The organism is Sphingopyxis fribergensis, from assembly GCF_000803645.1.
GTDB classification, from domain to species: Bacteria; Pseudomonadota; Alphaproteobacteria; order Sphingomonadales; family Sphingomonadaceae; genus Sphingopyxis; species Sphingopyxis fribergensis.
In genome coordinates, this window is sequence record NZ_CP009122.1 from 4,787,280 (window position 1) to 4,806,471 (window position 19,192).

At 65.1% G+C, this 19,192-nt stretch carries 18 protein-coding genes; 12 read left to right on the forward strand and 6 right to left on the reverse strand.

Annotated features, from left to right (window positions below):
• Positions 1–57 precede the first annotated feature (57 nt).
• The 10 genes from SKP52_RS22455 to SKP52_RS22500 all read left to right on the forward strand — a co-directional run bounded on the left by SKP52_RS22455 (position 58) and on the right by SKP52_RS22500 (position 13,405).
• Positions 58–1,227 (forward strand): efflux RND transporter periplasmic adaptor subunit, encoded by a 1,170-nt coding sequence (locus tag SKP52_RS22455; RefSeq protein WP_003046498.1) that lies wholly within the window; start codon positions 58–60, stop codon positions 1,225–1,227.
• Positions 1,228–1,230: 3 nt separating this feature from the next.
• Positions 1,231–4,473 carry an efflux RND transporter permease subunit gene (locus tag SKP52_RS22460; RefSeq protein WP_003046495.1) on the forward strand — a complete coding sequence of 1,081 codons (3,243 nt, stop codon included), beginning with the start codon at positions 1,231–1,233 and terminating at the stop codon, positions 4,471–4,473.
• Between the two features lie 12 nt (positions 4,474–4,485).
• Entirely contained in the window at positions 4,486–4,830 is a 345-nt protein-coding gene (locus SKP52_RS22465; protein ID WP_003046493.1) for a DUF190 domain-containing protein, read from the forward strand.
• A gap of 81 nt (positions 4,831–4,911) precedes the next feature.
• A complete protein-coding gene (locus SKP52_RS22470; RefSeq protein WP_003046490.1) occupies positions 4,912–5,382 on the forward strand; it encodes an SRPBCC family protein in 471 nt (156 codons plus the stop codon).
• A gap of 190 nt (positions 5,383–5,572) precedes the next feature.
• Positions 5,573–8,113 carry a heavy metal translocating P-type ATPase gene (locus tag SKP52_RS22475; protein ID WP_003046486.1) on the forward strand — a complete coding sequence of 847 codons (2,541 nt, stop codon included), beginning with the start codon at positions 5,573–5,575 and terminating at the stop codon, positions 8,111–8,113.
• A 44-nt stretch (positions 8,114–8,157) separates the two neighbouring features.
• Complete coding sequence (locus SKP52_RS22480) at positions 8,158–11,337, forward strand: efflux RND transporter permease subunit (protein ID WP_003046483.1); 3,180 nt, start codon at positions 8,158–8,160, stop codon at positions 11,335–11,337.
• A 13-nt stretch (positions 11,338–11,350) separates the two neighbouring features.
• Positions 11,351–11,836, forward strand: a complete 486-nt coding sequence (locus SKP52_RS22485; RefSeq protein WP_003046480.1) for an SRPBCC family protein — start codon at positions 11,351–11,353, stop codon at positions 11,834–11,836.
• Positions 11,833–12,267, forward strand: a complete 435-nt coding sequence (locus tag SKP52_RS22490) for a disulfide bond formation protein B (protein ID WP_003046478.1) — start codon at positions 11,833–11,835, stop codon at positions 12,265–12,267. Before SKP52_RS22485 ends, SKP52_RS22490 begins: the two co-directional genes overlap by 4 nt.
• A complete protein-coding gene (locus SKP52_RS22495) occupies positions 12,264–12,908 on the forward strand; it encodes a DsbA family protein (RefSeq protein WP_003046475.1) in 645 nt (214 codons plus the stop codon). Before SKP52_RS22490 ends, SKP52_RS22495 begins: the two co-directional genes overlap by 4 nt.
• 191 nt (positions 12,909–13,099) lie before the next feature.
• On the forward strand, positions 13,100–13,405 hold the full coding sequence (locus tag SKP52_RS22500) for a hypothetical protein (protein ID WP_003046472.1): 306 nt from the start codon (positions 13,100–13,102) through the stop codon (positions 13,403–13,405).
• A 27-nt stretch (positions 13,406–13,432) separates the two neighbouring features.
• Here the strand turns inward: SKP52_RS22500 and SKP52_RS22505 are convergent, their stop codons facing one another.
• The 4 genes from SKP52_RS22505 to SKP52_RS22520 all read right to left on the reverse strand — a co-directional run bounded on the left by SKP52_RS22505 (position 13,433) and on the right by SKP52_RS22520 (position 17,549).
• Entirely contained in the window at positions 13,433–14,092 is a 660-nt protein-coding gene (locus tag SKP52_RS22505) for a class I SAM-dependent methyltransferase (protein WP_037553277.1), read from the reverse strand.
• Positions 14,093–14,139: 47 nt separating this feature from the next.
• On the reverse strand, positions 14,140–14,829 hold the full coding sequence (locus SKP52_RS24870; protein ID WP_003046466.1) for a helix-turn-helix transcriptional regulator: 690 nt from the start codon (positions 14,827–14,829) through the stop codon (positions 14,140–14,142).
• A 126-nt stretch (positions 14,830–14,955) separates the two neighbouring features.
• Positions 14,956–16,902, reverse strand: a complete 1,947-nt coding sequence (locus SKP52_RS22515) for a cytochrome c/FTR1 family iron permease (protein WP_003046463.1) — start codon at positions 16,900–16,902, stop codon at positions 14,956–14,958.
• A gap of 5 nt (positions 16,903–16,907) precedes the next feature.
• Complete coding sequence (locus SKP52_RS22520; protein WP_037553278.1) at positions 16,908–17,549, reverse strand: cation transporter; 642 nt, start codon at positions 17,547–17,549, stop codon at positions 16,908–16,910.
• A gap of 70 nt (positions 17,550–17,619) precedes the next feature.
• Between SKP52_RS22520 and SKP52_RS22525 the strand changes: the two genes are divergently transcribed.
• Positions 17,620–18,033: a MerR family transcriptional regulator gene (locus tag SKP52_RS22525; RefSeq protein ID WP_003046458.1), complete on the forward strand. Its 414-nt coding sequence runs from the start codon at positions 17,620–17,622 to the stop codon at positions 18,031–18,033.
• 35 nt (positions 18,034–18,068) lie between these two features.
• Here SKP52_RS22525 and SKP52_RS27395 read toward each other — a convergent pair whose 3' ends face one another.
• Both SKP52_RS27395 and SKP52_RS22530 read right to left on the reverse strand, forming a co-directional pair.
• A complete protein-coding gene (locus SKP52_RS27395) occupies positions 18,069–18,296 on the reverse strand; it encodes a GDCCVxC domain-containing (seleno)protein (RefSeq protein ID WP_081611194.1) in 228 nt (75 codons plus the stop codon).
• A complete protein-coding gene (locus SKP52_RS22530; RefSeq protein WP_003046455.1) occupies positions 18,289–18,546 on the reverse strand; it encodes a hypothetical protein in 258 nt (85 codons plus the stop codon). The genes SKP52_RS27395 and SKP52_RS22530 overlap by 8 nt, the downstream gene beginning before the upstream one ends.
• 174 nt (positions 18,547–18,720) lie before the next feature.
• Here SKP52_RS22530 and SKP52_RS22535 point away from each other — a divergent pair, with 174 nt between their 5' ends.
• Positions 18,721–19,122: a MerR family transcriptional regulator gene (locus SKP52_RS22535; protein ID WP_003046453.1), complete on the forward strand. Its 402-nt coding sequence runs from the start codon at positions 18,721–18,723 to the stop codon at positions 19,120–19,122.
• Positions 19,123–19,192 lie beyond the last annotated feature (70 nt).

A 19,192-nucleotide genomic window follows, 5' to 3' on the forward strand; every position in this document is an offset into this window, starting at 1 on the left:
TCAACAGGGGTGCGCCGCCGGTCGGCGCGCGAACCGCATCAACAGCGGAGATAGAATATGATCACCAAGGACAAGCGTCTCCTCGGCACTGTCGCGGGCGCCATGATACTCGCTGCCGTCACGGGCTTCGGCGTTGCACGCTGCACCGCCGACCCGGCCGCCGCGCCGGCTGCCGAAGGCGAAAAGGAAGCGGCGAGCGAAGCCCTTCCGAGCAGCCTCGCCATCACGCCCGAAGCGATCAAGGCCGCCGAGATCGGCGTCGAGACGATCGGCGCCGGCGGACTCGGTTCGGAAATCATCTCGCAAGCGACCGTTACCGCCGCGCCGAGCGGCGAGGCGATCGTCACCGCCCGCGCGGGCGGCGCGGTCACCCGTCTCTTCAAGCGGCTCGGCGATCCGGTCAGCGCCGGTGAGACGATCGCGATCGTGCAAAGCCGCGACGCCGCCCAGATTGCGGCCGAACGGATTGCCGCCGATGCGCGCTCGACGCTCGCGCAGAAAAATCTCCACCGCGAGAAGACCCTGTTCGACCAGAAGGTGTCGGCGCGCGTCGACTATGAGCAGGCGCAAGCCGAAGCCGCGGCCGCCGCGGCCGAAGCGCAGCGCGCGCGTGCCGCAGCGAGCGCCGCGCAGGTCACGCGCGATGGCAGCAGCGTCATCGTGGCAAGCCCGATCTCGGGACGGATCACGGCCGAGAACGCCAGCCTTGGCGCCTTCGTTCAGCCCGAAACCGAATTGTTCCGCGTTGCCGATCCCAGCAAGGTGCAGATCGAGGCCGCCGTCGGTCCGGCCGATGCCCAGCGGCTCTCGCCCGGAGACCGTGCGATCATCGAACTTCCCGACGGACGGACGATCGATGCCCGCGTGCGCGCCGTCACGCCCGGCCTGTCGGGCGACACGCGCTCGGCAACCGCCGTGCTCGACGTACCCGGGGCGCTCCAGCCGGGCTTGGCGGTCCGGGTGCGGCTGCTTCCGAGCCGCGGCGCCGAAACCGGTGGGCCGGCCCGTATCGTGATCGCGGACGAAGCCCTCCAGACGCTCGAAGGCCGCGACGTGGTGTTCGTCCGCACGAAGGACGGCTTCCGCGCGCAGCAGGTGACCGTCGGCCAGCGCAGCGCGGGCCGTGTCGAAATCCTCGCCGGGCTGAAGCCGGGCCAGATCGTCGCGACCAAGAACGCATTCCTGCTCAAGGCCGAACTCGGCAAGGGCGCGGGCGAGGAGGAATAAACCGTGATCGCGAAACTGATGGCGCTATCCGTCCGCGCGCGCTGGGCGGTACTCTTTCTCTTCCTCGTGATCGCGGGACTCGGCGTATGGCAGCTCACCAAGCTGCCGATCGACGCGGTTCCCGACATCACCAACAAGCAGGTGCAAATCAACACGATCGATCCGCGTCTCTCGCCGGTCGAAATCGAGAAGCTCGTAACCTATCCGATCGAAATCTCGCTCGCCGGCATTCCGGGGCTCGAGACGACACGCTCGATCTCGCGCAACGGCTTCAGCCAGGTGACGGCAATCTTCACCGATGAAACCGACCTCTATTTCGCGCGCCAGCAGGTGGGCGAACGGCTTCTCCAGGCGGGCGAGAATCTTCCCGACGGGGCCCAGCCGCAGATCGGTCCCGTCACGACGGGTCTCGGCGAGGTCGTCATGTACACCGTCGGCTACAAAAATCCCGACGGGAAGGGCGCCAAGAAGGTCGCGGGCCAACCAGGTTGGCAACCCGACGGCAGCTATCTGACCCCCGAGGGCGATATCCTCACCGACGAGATCGCCAAATCGGGCTATCTTCGCACGGTCCAGGACTGGATCGTCAGCCCGCAATTGAAGTCGGTCGGCGGCGTCGCCGGCGTCGACTCGATCGGCGGCTATGCCAAGACCTTCGTGGTCGAACCCGATCCGACCCGCCTCACCAGCTACGGCATTTCCTATAGCGAACTGGGCGAAGCCCTTGAACGCGCCAACCTCGCGGTCGGTGCCAACTACTATAACCGGGCAGGCGAGGCCTATCTCGTGCGCGTCGATGCACGCGTCCGCTCGGTCGACGAAATCCGCAACGCCGTCGTCGCGACGCGCGGCGGCGTGCCCGTGACGGTTGGACAGCTCGCCAATGTGAAGATCGGCGGCGACCTCAGAACCGGTGCGGGCAGCATGAACGGCAAGGAGGCGGTCATCGGGACCGTGCTCATGCTGATCGGGCAGAATAGCCGCACTGTTGCGGAGGATGTTTCGGCGAAGATCGCGCAGGTGTCGAAGACCCTGCCGCCCGGCGTCGAAGTGAAGGTGGTACTCGACCGCGCCAAGCTCGTGAACGCAACCGTCGGCACGGTTGAAAAGAACCTCACCGAAGGCGCGCTGCTCGTAGCGGCCGCGCTCTTCTTCCTGCTCGGCAACTGGCGCGCCGCGATCATCGCGGTGCTCGTCATTCCCTTCTCCTTCCTGATGATGGCGATGGGCATGAACGCCTTCCGGGTCCCCGGTAACCTGATGAGCCTCGGCGCGCTCGACTTCGGTCTGATCGTCGACGGGGCGGTGATCATCATCGAAAACTGCCTCGCCAGACTGGCGCACCGGCAGGAGCATGAAGGGAGATTGCTCAACCTTCGCGAACGTCTCGAGGAGACGATGCGCGCGAGCCAGGAGATGATCAAACCGACCGTCTTCGGCCAGGCGATCATCCTACTGGCCTTCGCGCCGTTGCTGATGTTTACGGGCGTCGAGGGGAAGACCTTCTCGCCGATGGCCATCACCATCATGCTCGCGCTCGTTGCGGCCTTCATTCTCGCGATCACCCTGGTTCCGGCGCTTGTCGCGCTGATGATTCGCGGCAAGGTTGCCGAGAAGGAAGTCTGGGCGATCCGCAAGTCGAAGGAGCGCTACCTGCCCTTGCTCGACAAGGCGCTCGCCAAGCCGTGGGCTTTCATCGCCGGCGGCTTTGCCTTCTTCGTCCTTGCGATCCCGGCGTTCGGACTGCTCGGCTCGGAATTCATTCCGCAGCTCGACGAGAAGAATATGGCGCTTGCCTCGACGCGCGTGCCTTCGGTGAGCCTCGAACAGTCTCTGGTCATGCAGCGCAACGTCGAGACGGCGATCTCGAGCCTGCCCGAAGTCGAGCTGATGTTTTCGAAGACGGGTACGGCCGAGGTGGCGACCGACCCGATGCCGCCGAACATCTCCGACGGTTTCGTGATCCTGAAACCCCAGGATCAGTGGCCGGCAGGTGTCGATTCGAAGGCCGATGTCGTCGAGCGTATCGAGAAAGCCGCTGGCGGCCAGCTCGGCCAGCTTTATGAAGTCAGCCAGCCGATCCAGCTTCGTTTCAACGAACTGATCGCGGGCGTTCGCGGCGACGTGGCCATCAAGCTCTACGGGGACGACCTCGACAAGATGTCGCTCGCGGCGAACGAGATGGTGCGCGTGCTCCAGGGCATACCGGGTGCGGGCAGCGTCAAGGCCGACCAAGTGGGCGGCGCTCCGACGCTCGACGTGAAGCTCGATCGCAATGCGATCGCGCGCTACGGTCTCTCGGTACAGGAGGTTGCCGATACGGTGTCGGCGGCGCTCGGCGGGCGGGAATCCGGCCTGCTCTATGAGGGCGACAGGCGCTTCGACATCACGGTTCGCGTCCCCGACGCGACCCGGGTCAATCTCGACGACATCCGCGCGCTGCCCGTGTTGCTGCCCTCCGAGGGCGGCAATCGCGGACAGATACCGCTCGCCCAGGTGGCGCAGATCCGGCTGACCGAAGGGCTCAACCAGATCAGCCGCGAAAATGGCAAGCGGCGCGTCGTCGTGCAGGTGAACCTCGAAGGCCGCGATGCGGGATCCTTCGTGGCCGAAGCCCAGGCGAAGATCGCCAATGTGAAGCTTCCGGCGGGCTATTACCTCGAATGGGGCGGGCAGTTCGAAAGTCTGCAGGCCGCATCGCAGCGGCTCTCGATCGTGGTGCCGCTCTGCTTCGCGGGCATCTTCATCCTGCTTTACATGGCGCTCGGCACGTTCGGGCGCGCGACCGCCGTGTTCCTCGCCGTGCCGCTTGGGCTCGCGGGCGGGGTGTTCACTCTCGCGCTTACGGGCATCAACTTCTCGGTGTCGGCGGCGGTGGGCTTCATCTGCCTTGCCGGCGTCGCGGTGCTCAACGGTCTCGTCGTCATGACGGCGATCCGCGAACGGCTCGAGAATGATGTCCCGCTCACGGAGGCAATCCGCGAGGGCATGACCGAGAAGATGCGTGCGGTGATCATGACCGGCTTCGTGCCCGCGATCGGCTTCGTGCCGATGGCGATCGCGACCGGCACGGGTGCCGAGGTGCAGAAGCCTCTCGCGACGACCGTCATCGGCGGTCTCATCGCGGCGACCATCCTGACGCTGCTCGTTCTCCCCGCGATCGCAAAAGTCGTCCTCGGGGCGAACTGGCAGCCGAAGTTCCTCAAGCGAAAAGCGGAGTCGGCGGTCCAGCCGGTCACGGAATAGGGAGAGACTGTCATGACAAAAGCATCCAAGCTCTTGCGCATCTACACCGATGAATCCGCCTTCTTCGGTGATCAGCGGGTCTTCGAGTTCATTTCCGAACTCGCTCGCCAGCAAAAGCTGGCAGGCGTTACGGTGCTCGAAGCGGTTCTCGGTTTCGGTCGCTCGGCGCATCTCCACCGCAAGCATGCGCTGGAGAATGACCGGGCGGTCGTGATCGAGATCATCGACGAGGAGCAGCGGCTCCGCGACTTTGCGGCGCAGCTGACCGAAATACCGGACATCGGGCTCATCACGCTCGAAGCGGTCGAAATCCTCGGCGGGAAATCCGCCGCGGAGCCCCCCGATGTTCAGAGCTGACCGGCATCTTGCCGGTCTACACCGCGGCGCAGGTCCCCGGCCTGCGTCGCGGACCAGCTCGTGCGAGCGAGGAGGTCTCCGATGTTCTCGGTAGGCACCTCGCTCCGCTTGCCGGTCCCGATCGGGCGGGTCTGGCGACTGCTCGTCGATATCGAGCGGTACGACGACTGGCATCCGACGCTCCGTTTCACCGATCGTCCGGGAGATGATGAGCGCGTAGGCTATGTCTATTCTCCGCGCGGGAAGCGGGGTCCGGAATTTGCATCCGAGGGGCGGATAACCGGCCTCGACTGGCTGACGGGCTTCTCCTGGCGGACAGGCACGCGCGGGCTGCTCGTCATCGAGGAGAGCTACCGGCTCGAAAAGCTCGGCCAAGGGGTGGAGGTTACCCATCGCCTGGAATGCGCGGGTCTCTTCTCATGGCTCGGCTATCCCATTCTGCGGCGGGTTTGCAGCGTTTTTCTCAAGCGCTCGAACATGGCGCTCGAACAGCAACTCCGTCGCACGACAGTTCAGTCCCGCTACGCGCGGCCAAGCGGGCGCCGCGCATGATCTTGAATTCGAAACCTGGCCGTCGGAGGCCCCTCTCAATCGCCCCCCTCACCACGGGCAGGGATTTCCGGCTGTCAGGGAGGTGCGGGAGCCGGGTCGCATCCCGCAATGGCTCCCGCACCTCATCCTGCCGCGCGTTTAACATGCGCCCGGATCGCATTGCCGACCGCCAACAGAAAAGGATGGCATCATGAGTGACCAGTTGCGGCTCGATATTCCGCTTCTCCTCCCCGAAGTCGCCGATACCGCCGACCGCTGCGTCGCGCGCCTGACGAGCGAACTCGAAGGACGCGAAGGCGTCGACAAGGTCCATGTTGTCCGCTCAAGCGACGGTTCGCCGCCACAGCTCTGCATCCATTACCGTCCGGATATTCTCCCGCTCGAACGCGTGCGGCAGCTCGCGCGCAGCGCCGGTGCCGAGCTCACCGGCCAGTATCAGCATCTCTTCTGGGATGACCTCGAAGGCGTCGGCCACGCCCGTCGCGCGCGGACGATCGGACTGAAGCTTCGCGAAATGCCGGGCGTGATCGAGGCCGAAGTCGGCGCCGCCGGTACGCTGCGCGCCGAGTTCCAGCGCTCGGAGACCTCCATCGAAATGATCAGAAAGACACTCTCGGATATGGGCGTCACTCAGAAATCGACTGCCGTCGCCGCGGCTGCCCCGGCACAAGCCGCCCACCAACATGGCGATGATGGCCATGACCATGGTCCGGATCACGCGCATGGGCCAGATCACAAACATGGCCATACGGGCGAGGATAGCCACGACCATGGCCATGATCATGGCGGCATCTTCGGCGAGCGGACCGAGCTGATCTTCGCGCTGCTGTGCGGTCTCGTCCTCGGCATCGGCTTTGCGATCGAGAAGCTCGCCGCGGCGCCGGAGTGGGTGCCGCTCGCATTCTATATTGCCGCTTATGGCTTCGGTGGCTGGTTCACTGTCCGCGAGGCCATCGAGAATCTGAAGCTCAAGCGCTTCGAGATCGACACGCTGATGCTCGTCGCCGCGGCCGGCGCTGCCGCGCTTGGTGCGTGGGCCGAAGGCGCGCTGCTCCTCTTCCTCTTCAGCCTCGGCCATGCGCTCGAACATTATGCCATGGGCCGCGCCAAGCGCGCAATCGAGGCGCTTGCGGAGCTGGCGCCGCAGACCGCGACGGTGAAGGATGCCGACGGGACGGCTCGCGAAGTCCCGGTCGAGCAGCTGGCGATTGGCGACACCGTCATCGTCAAGCCCAACGAGCGTCTTGCCGCCGACGGCTTCGTCGTCGTTGGCCGCACGGCGATAGATCAGGCTCCGGTGACCGGCGAGAGCGTCCCCGTCGACAAGGAACCGGTGGCCGATCGTGCGCAGGCCGCGGCAAAGCCCGATGCACTCGACGCAAAATATCGCGTCTTCGCGGGCACCATCAACGGCTATGGCGCGATCGAGATCGCGGTAACCCGTCTTGCGGCCGATACCACGCTCGCTAAGGTCGTGAAGATGGTGAGCGAGGCGGAAACGCAGAAATCGCCGACCCAGCGCTTCACCGACAAGTTCGAGCGCATCTTCGTGCCGAGCGTGCTCGCGCTTGTGTTCGTCCTGCTCTTCGCCTGGGTCGTTGTCGACGAGCCGTTCCGCGACAGCTTCTATCGCGCCATGGCGGTCCTTGTCGCGGCAAGCCCGTGCGCGCTCGCGATCGCGACGCCGAGTGCCGTCCTGTCGGGCGTTGCGCGTGCGGCGCGCGGCGGCGTGCTGGTCAAAGGCGGTGGCCCGCTCGAAAATCTCGGCTCGCTGACCGCGCTGGCGTTCGACAAGACGGGAACGCTCACCGAAGGAAAGCCGCGCATCACCGACGTCCTGCCGGCCAGCGGCGTGCCGAAGGAGGAACTGCTGCGGATCGCGGTGGCGGTCGAGCGGCTGAGCGATCATCCGCTTGCCGCTGCCATCGCGCGCGATGGCGAGGCCATGCTGACGTCGACGCGCGTACCGGTGGCGGACGACCTTAACAGCCTGACGGGTCGCGGCGTCACGGCAAAGGTCGAGGGCGAAACCGTCCTGATCGGCAAGGCCGAAATGTTCGGTGCCGACGGCATCGCGCCGATCGGCGGCGAAGTGGCGGCTGCGATCGCCGGCCTCCGCGAGCAGGGCCGCACGACGATGGTCGTTCGTATGGGCGACCGCGATCTTGGCGCGATCGGTCTGATGGACACGCCGCGCGAAGCGGCGCGCACCGCGATCGCCAAACTGCGCGAGCTCGGCATCGGCCGGATGATCATGATTTCGGGCGATCACCAGAAGGTCGCGGAATCGATTGCCGCCGAGGTCGGGATCGACGAGGCCTGGGGCGACCTGATGCCCGATCAGAAGGTCGACGCCATTCGCGACCTCAAGGCGCAGCAGCCGGTCGCCATGGTCGGTGACGGCGTCAATGACGCACCGGCGATGGCGAGCGCCACCGTCGGGATCGCGATGGGCGCCGCGGGGTCCGATGTTGCCCTCGAAACCGCCGACGTCGCGCTGATGGCCGATGACCTCGCTCATCTGCCGTTCGCGATCGGACTTAGCCGCCAGACGCGCCGCATCATCCGCCAGAATCTGGTGGTCAGCCTCGGCGTCGTCGTGGTCCTCGTGCCGGCGACGATCTTCGGACTCGGAATCGGTGCGGCGGTCGCGGCGCACGAAGGCTCGACCCTCGTCGTCGTCGCCAACGCGCTTCGCCTGCTCGCCTATCGCGATCGCAGCATGGGCTGAGGGCGCACAGTCGCGGTGGGATCGAACCGGAAGGGGGAGAGAGGATGAACTTCAAGAATATCTCGGCCTGGTCCATCCGGAACCCGATCCCGCCGCTCGTCATGTTCTTCGGTCTGACGGTGGCGGGCATCGTCTCCTTCCTCATGATGGGGGTCCAGAGCGATCCCGACATCGATTTTCCGGGCGCCATCGTCATCATCGCCCAGCCGGGCGCCGCGCCCACCGAACTCGAAACGCAGGTCACGCAGCGTGTCGAGGCGGCGGTGCGGACGATCGAGGGGATCGACGAGCTCAATTCGACGGTTACCGAAGGCCAGTCGCAGACCTTCGTCCAGTTCGCGATCGGCACGCCGATCGACCGGGCGGTGACTGACATTCGCGACAAGATCACCCAGATCCGCAGCAACCTGCCGAACGGCATCCTCGAACCGCAGGTTATCCGCCTCTCTACCTCGGGCAACACGCTTGCCTATTGGTCGGCTTCGGCCACCGATATGACGCTCGAGGAATTGAGCTGGTATGTCGACAATGTCGTCGCGAAGCGGCTGATCGCGGTCCCCGGCATGGGCGACGCCTATCGCCGGGGCGGCGTCAGCCGCGAAATCCGCGTCATCCTCAACCCCGAACGCATGCGCGCCTACGGCCTTACCGCCGCCGCGGTGAACACCCAGCTCGTCCAGCTCAATGTCAATGCGGCCGGCGGCCGGATGGAGGTCGCGGGCTCCGAGCAGGCGGTGCGTATCCTCGGGAACGCGAGCAGCGCCAACGCGCTCGGCGAGACGCTAATCTCGGTCGGGACGAACCGGACCGTGCGCCTCGCCGATATCGCCGAGGTCAAGGATCTCTACGCCGAGCAGCGCTCGGTCTCGAAGCAGGACGGGCGGCAGGTGCTGACCTTCGGCTTCGAGCGCGCCAAGGGCGCCTCGGATGTGACCGTCTATGACGCTGCGGTCGAGGAGCTGCGAAAACTCGAGAAGGAAAACCCCAAGGTCAAATTCACCGAGCTGTTCAGCGATATCGAATATACCAAAGGCCAATATCATTCGGCGATCAATGCGATGGTCGAGGGCGCGATCCTCGCGGTCGTCGTCGTCTTCCTTTTCTTGCGCGACTGGCGGGCGACGTTGATCTCGGCGCTCGCCATCCCGCTGTCGGCGGTCCCGACCTTCCTGTTCATGGACCTCATGGGCTTCTCGCTCAACATGATGACCTTGCTCGCGCTCAGCCTCGTTGCCGGCGTGCTGGTCGACGATGCGATCGTCGAGATCGAGAATATCGTGCGCCACATGCGGATGGGCAAATCGGCCTATCAGGCCTCGATCGATGCGGCCGACGAGATCGGCCTCGCGGTGCTCGCGACAACCATGACGATCGTCGCGGTGTTCCTGCCGGTCGGGCTGATGCCGGGCGTCGCCGGGCAATATTTCAAGAATTTCGGACTGACGGTCGTGGCCGCGGTGCTGATGAGCCTCGCGGTCGCGCGCATGATCACACCCATGCTCGCCGCCTATTTTCTCTCTGCGCAGGGTCCGCAAAAGCATGGCGAGGGCCCGCTGATCGACACCTATATGCGCATCTTGCGCTGGAGCCTCGACACCAGCGGGGCCGCTGCCGCGCGTGCGCGCGGCGGGCGCTGGAAATGGCTCGGTTACATCAAGGACCATCGCGTCTGGGTGGTCGGCATCGGTGTGCTGGCGCTCTTTGCGACCATTTTCAGCTTCTCGCTGCTCCCGATGACCTTCCAGCCGTCGATCGATTCCGACACGAGCCGCGTGGCCATCCAGCTCGCCCCGGGCGCAACGCTCGAACAGACCGAGGCAGTGGCCGACGAGGTGACCGATCTCATGAAGCGCGACCCGCTCGTCGAATCCGCCCTGTCGCGGATCGATGTCGGCACGGCGACGGTCTATCTGAAATTGCGCAAGGACCGCGAGCTGACCTCGACCGAGTTCGAAAAGGACCGCGCGCCGCGGCTAGCGCAGGTTCCCGATGCCCGAATCAACTTCCAGTCGCAGCATGGCGGCGGCGGCGGCAGCAGCCGCGACATCTCGATCACGCTCGGCAGCGACGACCCGAAGAAGCTCGAAGATGTCGGCAACCGGCTGCTTGCCGAGATGGCCCGCGTGAAGGAAATCCGGTCGCCGCGTGTCGAGGGCAATCTTCAGCGCCCCGAGATCGTCATTCGCCCGCGCTTCGCGCTCGCGGCGCAGCTCGGCGTGACGACGCAGGCGCTCAGCCAGTCGATCCGCGTCGCGACATTGGGCGAGATCGACCAGAATAGCGCGAAATTCTCGCTGTCCGACCGGCAAATCCCCGTTCGCGTCGCGCTTGCGGAAACCGCGCGCGAGCGGCTCGATACGCTGCGCAATATGCCTGTTCCGACCCGGAACGGGGGAACGGTGCCGCTCTCGGTTGTGGCCGAGATCGGCTTCGGCGCCGGCCCGACCCAGATCAATCGGACCAACCAGGTGCGCCAGCTCACCATCGGGGCCGACCTGGCTCCGGGTCTCGTGACCGGTCAGGCGATGGACAAGGTCGAGGCGCTGCCGGCGCTCAAGGCGCTGCCCGCCGGGGTCACGCGGCTGGTACTCGGGAGCGCCAAGTGGCAGGCCGAGATGCTGCGCAACTTCGCGATCGCGGTCGTATCGGGGATTTTTCTCGTGCTCGCTGTGCTGATCCTACTCTATCGCAAGATCATCCCGCCCTTCGTCAACATGGGCTCGCTTCTGCTCGCCCCGCTCGGCGGGGCGGTCGCGTTGCTGCTGACGGGCTATCCGCTCTCGCTTCCCGTGTTCATCGGCGTGCTGATGCTGCTCGGTATCGTCGGCAAGAACAGCATCCTTCTCGTCGACTTCGCGATCGAGGAAATGGCGTCGGGGGTGCCGCGCGACGAGGCGATTGTCGACGCCGGACACAAGCGCGCGCAGCCGATCCTGATGACCACGGTCGCGATGGTCGCGGGCATGATCCCGACCGCGCTGTCGCTCACCGGCGACGGCGCATGGCGCGCGCCGATGGCGGTCACGGTGATCGGCGGGCTCATCCTGTCGACGATGCTGACACTGCTGATCGTGCCGGCGTCCTTCAGCCTCGCGGCGGGCTTCGAACGCCGGATGGTCCCGCGCTTGCGCCGCTGGTTCACGACGGGCGGCGCGCACGCCGACCCATCGCCTGCGGGCGTCACCGACATCGGCGCGGGGCAAAGCCCGGCGGCCGATCGATAGAGGAGTTAAGCTGATGGAGTTCGAGCGGGAGCATGACCTCCCCTATAGTCCGGAGCAGATATGGGCGGTCCTCGGCGATTTCGAGAACCACCGGATCTGGAATCCCTATGTCCGGATCGAGCAGCTTGCCGAGGACCCGATCGCGATCCGCTATTCGATGCGCATGGATCCGCACAAGCCCAAGTTTCTCGAAGTCTCCGCGGCGGTGCTCTCCGCGCGCCCGGGCGAGGAGCTGATACTCGACGTCAAGCCGAGCTTCATCCTCCAGTTCGAGGAGAGTTATATCCTGACGCCGACGGCGAGCGGGACGAAGTTCGTTCACCGCTATCGTTGCCGCGGGCCCTTTGCCTGGCTCCGGCTTCCCGGCATCAAGACCAGCTTCCAGCGAATGATCGCGTCGATCGACGGCATCCTGCTCAGCTACCTCAAGTCCAAATACAGCAAGCCGCCACCGCCGCCGCGACGGCCCAAGTCCAAGTTCAAAGGTGGCCGGCGATGACGAGCTTTCCGCTGCTCGCGCCGCACAAATGGCGTCCGCTCGGCGCGGCCTGGGCAATCGCCCTCCTGTCGAGCCTGGCCGTCCTCTTCGTCGGCGAGGTCATGGGCCAGGCGCCGTGCGACCTCTGCTGGTTCCAGCGTAGCTTCATGTTCCCGCTTGCGATCATTCTCGGCATCGCGGCGTTCAGGTCGGACCGCGCCATCGTTCCTTATGGGCTGGCGCTGGCTGCGGGCGGTGGTCTCGTCGCTTTCTATCATAGCCTGCTCTACGTCGGCGTCATTCCGGCCCCGATCGTCCCCTGCACCGGCGGTCCATCATGCTCGGGAGAGAGCATGGCAATCGGAGGCGTGCCGCTGCCCCTCCCGTCGCTGACCGCGTTCGCGCTCATCCTCACCCTCTTGCTCAACTTCCAAAGGAGACTGAAATCATGAACAAACGCATCGGAGTGGTGGCCACGCTTGTCGTTTCCGCACTCGCTTTCACCGGCGGCGCGATGCTCTACAGCGGAACCGCCGAGGGCGAACCCACGAAGAAGGTCGTGGCGGGGCCCGTCGACAGCCTCATTCGCCCGCATTCGCCGATCATCGGACCGAAAAATGCCCCGGTCACCATCGTCGAATTTTTCGACCCGTCGTGCGAGGCCTGCCGCGCCTTCTATCCCACGGTGAAGGGCATCGTTGCCAAATATCCCAAGGATGTGCGTCTCGTTATGCGCTACCTGCCGCTGCACCCCGGCTCGGCCGAGGCGATCGTGATCCTCGAAGCCGCCCGCGTCCAGGGCAAGCTCGAGCCGGTGACGGCCGCCCTGCTCGAAGCGCAGCCCGAATGGCACGACGGCAAGATGGACGGTGCCTGGGCGGCCGCCGAGAAGGCCGGCCTCAATGTCGCGAAGGCGCGCGCGATGCCGACAACCGATGCGATGGCCTGGATGGAGCAGGACATCGCCGACGCGCGTGCGGTCGGCGTCCGGGGCACGCCGACCTTCTTCGTCAATGGCGAGATGCTCGTCCAGCCGAGCCCCGAACAGGTCGAGGCCCGAGTCCAGGCCGCGGTAGCGGCAAAGGGCAAATGAGGGCCCGCACCCGTCCCGCTTCGTCCACGCGGGACGGGTGCCCACCATGCGGCGCGATACTGTCTCTCCCGCCATCGGCCTGTCGCATGGAGACGCCGGGTCACCGTCCGATCGGCAGCATCGGAGCCAATATTCACAGCGCATTCAAACATGAAGGGGGATTTTGAACGCCACGAAAAGGAGAGACTGACATGCGAAAACTGATGACGATCGCGGCCGCGATGCTCGCCTTCGCGCTCCCCGGAACAGCGCTTGCCCAGCACCATGGCGATCGCGGGGGATATAGCCGCGGACATGACGCGCCACGTGGTCATGACCGCGACTATCGTTCCTCACGCCACGGCGTGCCCAATTATGGCTATGATCGTGGCTATCGTGGCTACGATCCCTACTACCGCGGCCATGATCGCCGCTATGAACGGCGGGACCGCTACGAGCGGCGCTATCAGAAGCGCCGGATGCACCACCATCACCGCGGGCGTCACTGGCGCGGCTAGCCGCGACCGCGCGGGCCGGGCGAGAAACTACCGCTTCGCCCCATAGATTGAAATCGAGCCGGTCGGCGTCGGGATGACTCTCATCTCTTCGACCGCCTCGAAACCCGCGGCTTTAAGGATCACCGGGACGCAGCCCTTAGCGTTGGGTTCGGTATATTCGAACCCGTCGAGCAGCTGGATCTGTCGAAAAAGCATGCGCATCAGCAGCGAGCGCTGCTCGCCATAGTCGGCTATGAAAAGGGTCCCGCCCGGCCTCAGGAGCCTGAACATCTGCGCGGCAATCGCTTCCTTAACGGCCATCGGGCACTGGTGAAGGACCAGGCTCGATACGATCTTGTCGCATTGCCGGAGTGCGTCGATGCCGTCCAGCTCGTCGCCCATAGCCTCGAACCATCGAATCTCGGCATCGGCAACCTCAGCCTTGGCGCGCGCGATTTCCAGCACGGCGGGGTCGGGATCGACCGCCAGAACGATGCTCTCCGGCGCCGCCTGCTTGAGGGCGATCGCAAAGGTTCCCGTGCCGCACCCGATATCGACGATCCGCTCGCCCGGCCGCGGTTCGGCGAAGCGCAGCAAGTCGCTTCGCCATCTTTTCTCTCTGGTCATGAGGGCTATGGCGGCATCGTAGCGGTCGAGCGATCCGCTCTTGCCGAGTGCCGGGACGAAGTCTCTGTGTGCGTCTGACATGATGCGCCTCTACCAGGCGCGATCACGCACCGGCTTGAACGGAGAGGCTATGATTCGATGAAAAGGTCGCTTGCCCGGATACCGAACATCGCCTTGATCGTGCGGGCGAAATGCGCGCTGTCGCTGAACCCTGCCATGTGTGCGGCCTCGGTCGCGCTGCGGCGCATTCCCAATTCGTCGAAGGCGATAATCAACCTTCGCCAGAGCACAAAGCGCTGGAAGGGCATGCCGATCTCGGCGGCAAAGAGATGCCGGAAGCGGCCGAGCGAAAGGCGGCTCTCCTCCGCCACAGCCGCGAGACGGACAGAGCCCATGGGGATCAGGCGGTCAATCGAGGCGGCGGCGCGGGTGATGCGCGGATCGAGCGGGGGTCGGGCGCCTCGCGTGAGCCAGTTTTTCCAGAAGGACCGCTGTCCCGGCAGCGCGACATGAATCGGATCGGAGCAGATCAGCCGGTCTTTCAGATCTACCGGCGGACCGAAGACCACTGTCGGCTCGACGAACCATAATTCAGCCGTGGGCGCGGGGAGCAGCCGGTGCACGGTATCGGGTTCGATGAGCAAGCAACGCCCCGACAGGCGCGCGCCATCAGCATCGACCACGGTAAGCGGCTCGGCACAAAACACTGCCTGCGCCGCAAAATGGCGGTGCGCGGCGGCATCGCCAACCGAACCCGACCAGAGAGCATGATAGTCGCCGAGGCTAAGTCGGCCGTTCCAGTTGGACGTTTCGGGCATCGGGTCGCAATAGCAGGCCTAACTCGTGTGCGTAACGGGCGCCGGGTAAGCACTCTGGCTCGGAGGCTCTTTTCGGAAGCCGTCTTACGGCCAAGGAGGAGTGCGCCGACCCCGTGATGATTCCCCTCATCGACCGGGCGCTGTCTCGATGCGGCGATGTTGCCGACTGTTGTAACGATAGCCGATCCAGAGGATTGCAAGCGCGAGAAGCTGGAGCAACAACGGTTCGAGCGAAGGAAATATCCCCATCGCCGGGAAGCGGGGAAAATGAGCTAGCGGGGTGATGCCGAGGAGGCCGGCTTCCTGTAGCGCGCCCGCGCCCTTGCCGGCCAGGACAACCGCGAGGATAGCGATGAGCGAAGAGCTGTAAGCGAAAAATCTTCCGATCGGCAGGACCCGGCTGTAACGAAGCATGACCCATGCGATTGCTGCCAGGATCACCACTGCGGTTCCGGCTCCGGCGGCGATCGCGCTGCGGCTTCCTTGCGCGGCGAGAGCTGCGAAAAACAGGATGGTCTCAAAGACTTCCCGATAGACCACGAGGAAAGCGAGCCCGAACAGGAACCAGGCCGAGCGACGTGAAAGCGCTTTGCCCATCGCTTCGCGAATATAGCGCTGCCAGCTCTCCGCATGTGACTTTCCGTGCATCCAGATGCCGACCCAGACGAGAACGACTGCGGCGAAAAGCGAGCCAAATCCCTCTGTCAACTCGCGGTTCGCTCCGCTGATCGAGATTGCATAGGTCGCGACTGCCCAGGTTGCGCCGCCGGCTGCCAGGGCTGCGATCCAGCCGCCATGGACATAGGGTAGGACCTCAGGCCGTTCGGCCTTTCGTAAGAAAGCGATCATCGCCACGATGATCAGAAGCGCTTCGAGACCCTCGCGCAGCAAGATGGTAAGCGCCCCGACAAAGGTCGATGCGTCGCTGGCTGCATCGGGAGACAGTGCAGCTTCGGCATCGGCGAAAAGGGTTTCGACTGCGGCGGCTTTACCCGCGACCGCATCGACCGGCACACCTCGCGCGATGGACACGCGATAATCGGACATCGCGGATTCGATTTGCGCCATAAGGGCGGAATCGCGCGTCGTCAGGATCGGCTCAATCGGTTCGAAACCGTCGAGATAGGCGGACAGCGCGAGACGCTCTGCCTCGCTCCGATTTCCCTTGCGGTACGCGGCAAGGCTTTGCGCCAATTTGTCACGGGCAACCGCAAGCGTCGCGGGCGAAGCGGTTGTCAATGCTTGGGGATCTGAGCGCAAATAGGCGGTAAGCGCGTCGGCCTGCTCCGATCCCAGCCCACGACCAAGCACTTCCGGGCTGAGACTCGTGAAGGCTTGCAGGTCGGGGACCAGTTCGCGCGCCGCAGGGGTCTGGTTCCAGACACGCCGGCCGGCTGCGACGTCGCGAAAGGCAAATCCACCGGCATAGGCTGCTACCGCCCAGCGGTCGTCGGAGGGCAAATGGGCAAAACTGGGCATGGACGTGCCTTCGAGCCCCTGTCCTATCACCTGATAGAGCGCGAACAGACTGCGCTTGCGAGCGCGTCCGGCGTCGGTGAAATCGATAGGTGCCGGGTCGAGCCCCTTGGCCTGAGGTCCATTGCCATCGCCGCGCGCGCCGTGACAGCTGGCGCAATTTTCCAGATAGACTTGGGCTCCGCGCCGGGGATCTGGAGCGTTGCGCGGCGCGAGGGGCACAGGGTAGGCGGCGAGGAGGTCCGCCGCGAGTCCGCGCGCCTGGCCAGCCACCTTGCCGGGGTCCGCCTTCGATGCGATCGCCGTCTGGAGTTGTCCCGCTTCACTGACAAGGCGAGCCCGCGCCGGGGATACCGGAAGCGCTTCGATCCCCTTGCGAACGGTGGCGGAAAACTCGGTCATCTCGGCATATTCGACCGTGCTCGTCACCGCGCCATTCGAGACCGCTCCACCATAGTCGACCGCAACATAGTCCAGCAGGCGCCAGATGGTCTGGACTTCGCCGGCATCAGTGCGGGCCTGTGCCGTCGGCACGACGAGGCCGCAGATTGCAGCGAGCGCGATCAGCAGAGAGAGAAAGCGGCGGGCGGGGGGCATTGGCCCTATTGTCCGGGCACAGTCGACAGTTCGCGCAATTCGGTCCGCGCGCTGCGTAGAATCTCATAGGCCGAATGCAGGAAAAGCGTGGCAATGATGGCGGCGACTGCAAGGTCGGGCCAGGCTTGCCCGGTCCATGCGACGAGGCCGGCGGCGATGATCACCGCCACATTGGCGATCGCGTCGTTGCGGCTGAACAGCCACACCGCCCGGACATTGGCGTCGCCTTCGCGGAACCGCGAGAGGACCGCGGCCGAGGTGAGGTTGACGAGGAGGGCGGCGGCGCCGATGCCGCCCATCAGCTCGGCTTCGGGCGGAACCGCGGTCAGGGCACGCCACAGCGCGACGCCGATGACCCCTATGCCAAGCGACAGCAGGAACAGGCCTTGGGCTAAGGCGATACGCGTGCGGGCGAGCGCAGTCCAGCCTATCGCGACGAGGCCGGCCAACGTGATCGTGCCGTCGCCGATAAAGTCGAGCGAGTCGGCTTTCAGCGCCTGGCTGTTGGCGATGAACCCGCCGACGATCTCGATCGCGCCGAAGCCGAGATTGAGAATTACGACGATCCACAAGGCCCTTCGATAGGCGGGATCGCGTTCGGCCCTGACGGTGTCGCCCGTGCAGCCGCAATTGCTGTCGTTGCTCATTCCCCTGTTCTACATTCTACAGTAACTGTAGAAGCAAGCTGAAATCGAAACGAGACTGAGAGGAAGGGAGATGGCGCGCGACACGCGGCTGCCGATCGGCGGCCTGGCGAAACGCACCGGCACCAAGGTAAACACGATCCGCTTCTATGAGGATATCGGATTGCTGCCTTGCGCAGCGCGCACAGCCTCTGGCCGGCGCACCTACGGGGATGAGGATGTCGGGCGCCTCGCATTCATCCGCAATGCCCGCGGCCTCGGCTTTTCGATCGATGAAATCCGGTCGTTGACGGCGCTGGCCTTGGGGCCGGGGCAGGACTGCGCCGAAATCCGCGCAGTTGCGGCGCGTCACCTGCTCGATGTCGATGAAAAGCTGGAACGGATGGCGCGGCTCCGTGCTGAACTTGCCCGTATCGTCCAGCTCTGCGATGGCGGGCCGGTGTCGGATTGCCGGGTCATCGAGGCCATCGCCGCCGGAAATGCCTAGCCGCCGCGCTATCGGGACTGTCGGCGGCTTGCGGCTCAGCCGCAGCAACTGCCCTTGCCGCCGTCAACCTGTATTGGCGGGCAGGGTACCGTGCCATAGGAACAGAAGACACAGCAGTCTCCTGGCAGCGGCTTGAGCAGCGCGCCGCATCCCTTGCAGTCGTAGAAATACTGACACGCATCGGTGGGCATGATTTCGTCGGCGATTTGACCGCAGAGCGGACACGTCAGCGTCGATTGCAGGACCGGCGAGGGATCAAGCATAGCGATAGCCGAGCCAGAGGAGGACGGCGGCGAGGAGCAGTCCGATCAGGGTCACAAAGCGCAGCGACGCGGGCACGCACAGGCCATCGGCGCCGCAGCGCGCCGCGCGCATCTGCTGGCGCGCCAGCAGGACGCCACCGGCGACGAGCGAAATTGCGCCGAATGCGACGAACCAGAGCCGGTAGGGCGCGGCCGGGACCGCTATGCCGACGAGCCAGGCGGACCCGAGCCCCGCCGAGGCCAGCAGCATGGGGAGGGCGCAGCAGGTGGCTGCGAGAAAGCCCGATGCGATCCCGCCAAGCGCCAGCGAAATGGCCCCAAATCCTTTTGGACGCCTTGCATCTCCAGCCAAATTCAAACTCCTTGTTTCGCGGTAGCGGCAAGTCTACCATCTGTAGTGACTACAGATGCAAGCGGAATCGCAATGGCCCCCTCAAGCACCATCCCCATCGGCGAGCTTTCTCGGCTTACCGGCTGCAATATCGAGACGATCCGCTATTATGAGCGCATCGGCATTCTGCCCGCGCCGGTCCGGTACGGGCGATTTCGCCGTTATGATTCAGCTGGTGTGCGGCGCCTTGCATTTGTGCGCCGCGCGCGCGAACTGGGGTTTCCCCTCGATACGGTCCGGACTTTGCTCCTTCTTGCCGAAGGCGGCGGCCATAGCTGCGATCAGGCGCGCCATATGGCCGAGAGCCAGCTTGCCGACGTCCTCGCCAAGCGCGCCGACCTCGACCGGATGGCCGCTGTCTTGGGCGATCTTGTCGAGGCGTGCGGCGCCGGCGATGCCGGGGGCTGCCCGCTTCTGGAGGCGCTGTCCGACTAGGTTCGAGTACAGCCGTCTTCCGCCAGCGCCCCAAAGCAGCCATTGCGCGCGGCAACTAGGGCCACCGCGC

Bases quoted from the DNA above. Each gene is read 5' to 3' on its own strand.
- SKP52_RS22470 (WP_003046490.1), top strand. From the start codon at position 4,912: ATGTTCTCGGTAGGCACCTCGCTCCGCTTGCCGGTCCCGATCGGGCGG.
- SKP52_RS22480 (WP_003046483.1), top strand. From the start codon at position 8,158: ATGAACTTCAAGAATATCTCGGCCTGGTCCATCCGGAACCCGATCCCG.
- SKP52_RS22530 (WP_003046455.1), bottom strand. From the start codon at position 18,546: ATGCTGCTGGCCTCGGCGGGGCTCGGGTCCGCCTGGCTCGTCGGCATA.
- SKP52_RS24870 (WP_003046466.1), bottom strand. From the start codon at position 14,829: ATGCCCGAAACGTCCAACTGGAACGGCCGACTTAGCCTCGGCGACTAT.
- SKP52_RS22455 (WP_003046498.1), top strand. From the start codon at position 58: ATGATCACCAAGGACAAGCGTCTCCTCGGCACTGTCGCGGGCGCCATG.
- SKP52_RS22515 (WP_003046463.1), bottom strand. From the start codon at position 16,902: ATGCCCCCCGCCCGCCGCTTTCTCTCTCTGCTGATCGCGCTCGCTGCA.
- SKP52_RS22525 (WP_003046458.1), top strand. From the start codon at position 17,620: ATGGCGCGCGACACGCGGCTGCCGATCGGCGGCCTGGCGAAACGCACC.
- SKP52_RS27395 (WP_081611194.1), bottom strand. From the start codon at position 18,296: ATGCTTGATCCCTCGCCGGTCCTGCAATCGACGCTGACGTGTCCGCTC.
- SKP52_RS22505 (WP_037553277.1), bottom strand. From the start codon at position 14,092: ATGTCAGACGCACACAGAGACTTCGTCCCGGCACTCGGCAAGAGCGGA.
- SKP52_RS22500 (WP_003046472.1), top strand. From the start codon at position 13,100: ATGCGAAAACTGATGACGATCGCGGCCGCGATGCTCGCCTTCGCGCTC.
- SKP52_RS22495 (WP_003046475.1), top strand. From the start codon at position 12,264: ATGAACAAACGCATCGGAGTGGTGGCCACGCTTGTCGTTTCCGCACTC.
- SKP52_RS22535 (WP_003046453.1), top strand. From the start codon at position 18,721: ATGGCCCCCTCAAGCACCATCCCCATCGGCGAGCTTTCTCGGCTTACC.
- SKP52_RS22520 (WP_037553278.1), bottom strand. From the start codon at position 17,549: ATGAGCAACGACAGCAATTGCGGCTGCACGGGCGACACCGTCAGGGCC.
- SKP52_RS22475 (WP_003046486.1), top strand. From the start codon at position 5,573: ATGAGTGACCAGTTGCGGCTCGATATTCCGCTTCTCCTCCCCGAAGTC.
- SKP52_RS22485 (WP_003046480.1), top strand. From the start codon at position 11,351: ATGGAGTTCGAGCGGGAGCATGACCTCCCCTATAGTCCGGAGCAGATA.
- SKP52_RS22465 (WP_003046493.1), top strand. From the start codon at position 4,486: ATGACAAAAGCATCCAAGCTCTTGCGCATCTACACCGATGAATCCGCC.
- SKP52_RS22490 (WP_003046478.1), top strand. From the start codon at position 11,833: ATGACGAGCTTTCCGCTGCTCGCGCCGCACAAATGGCGTCCGCTCGGC.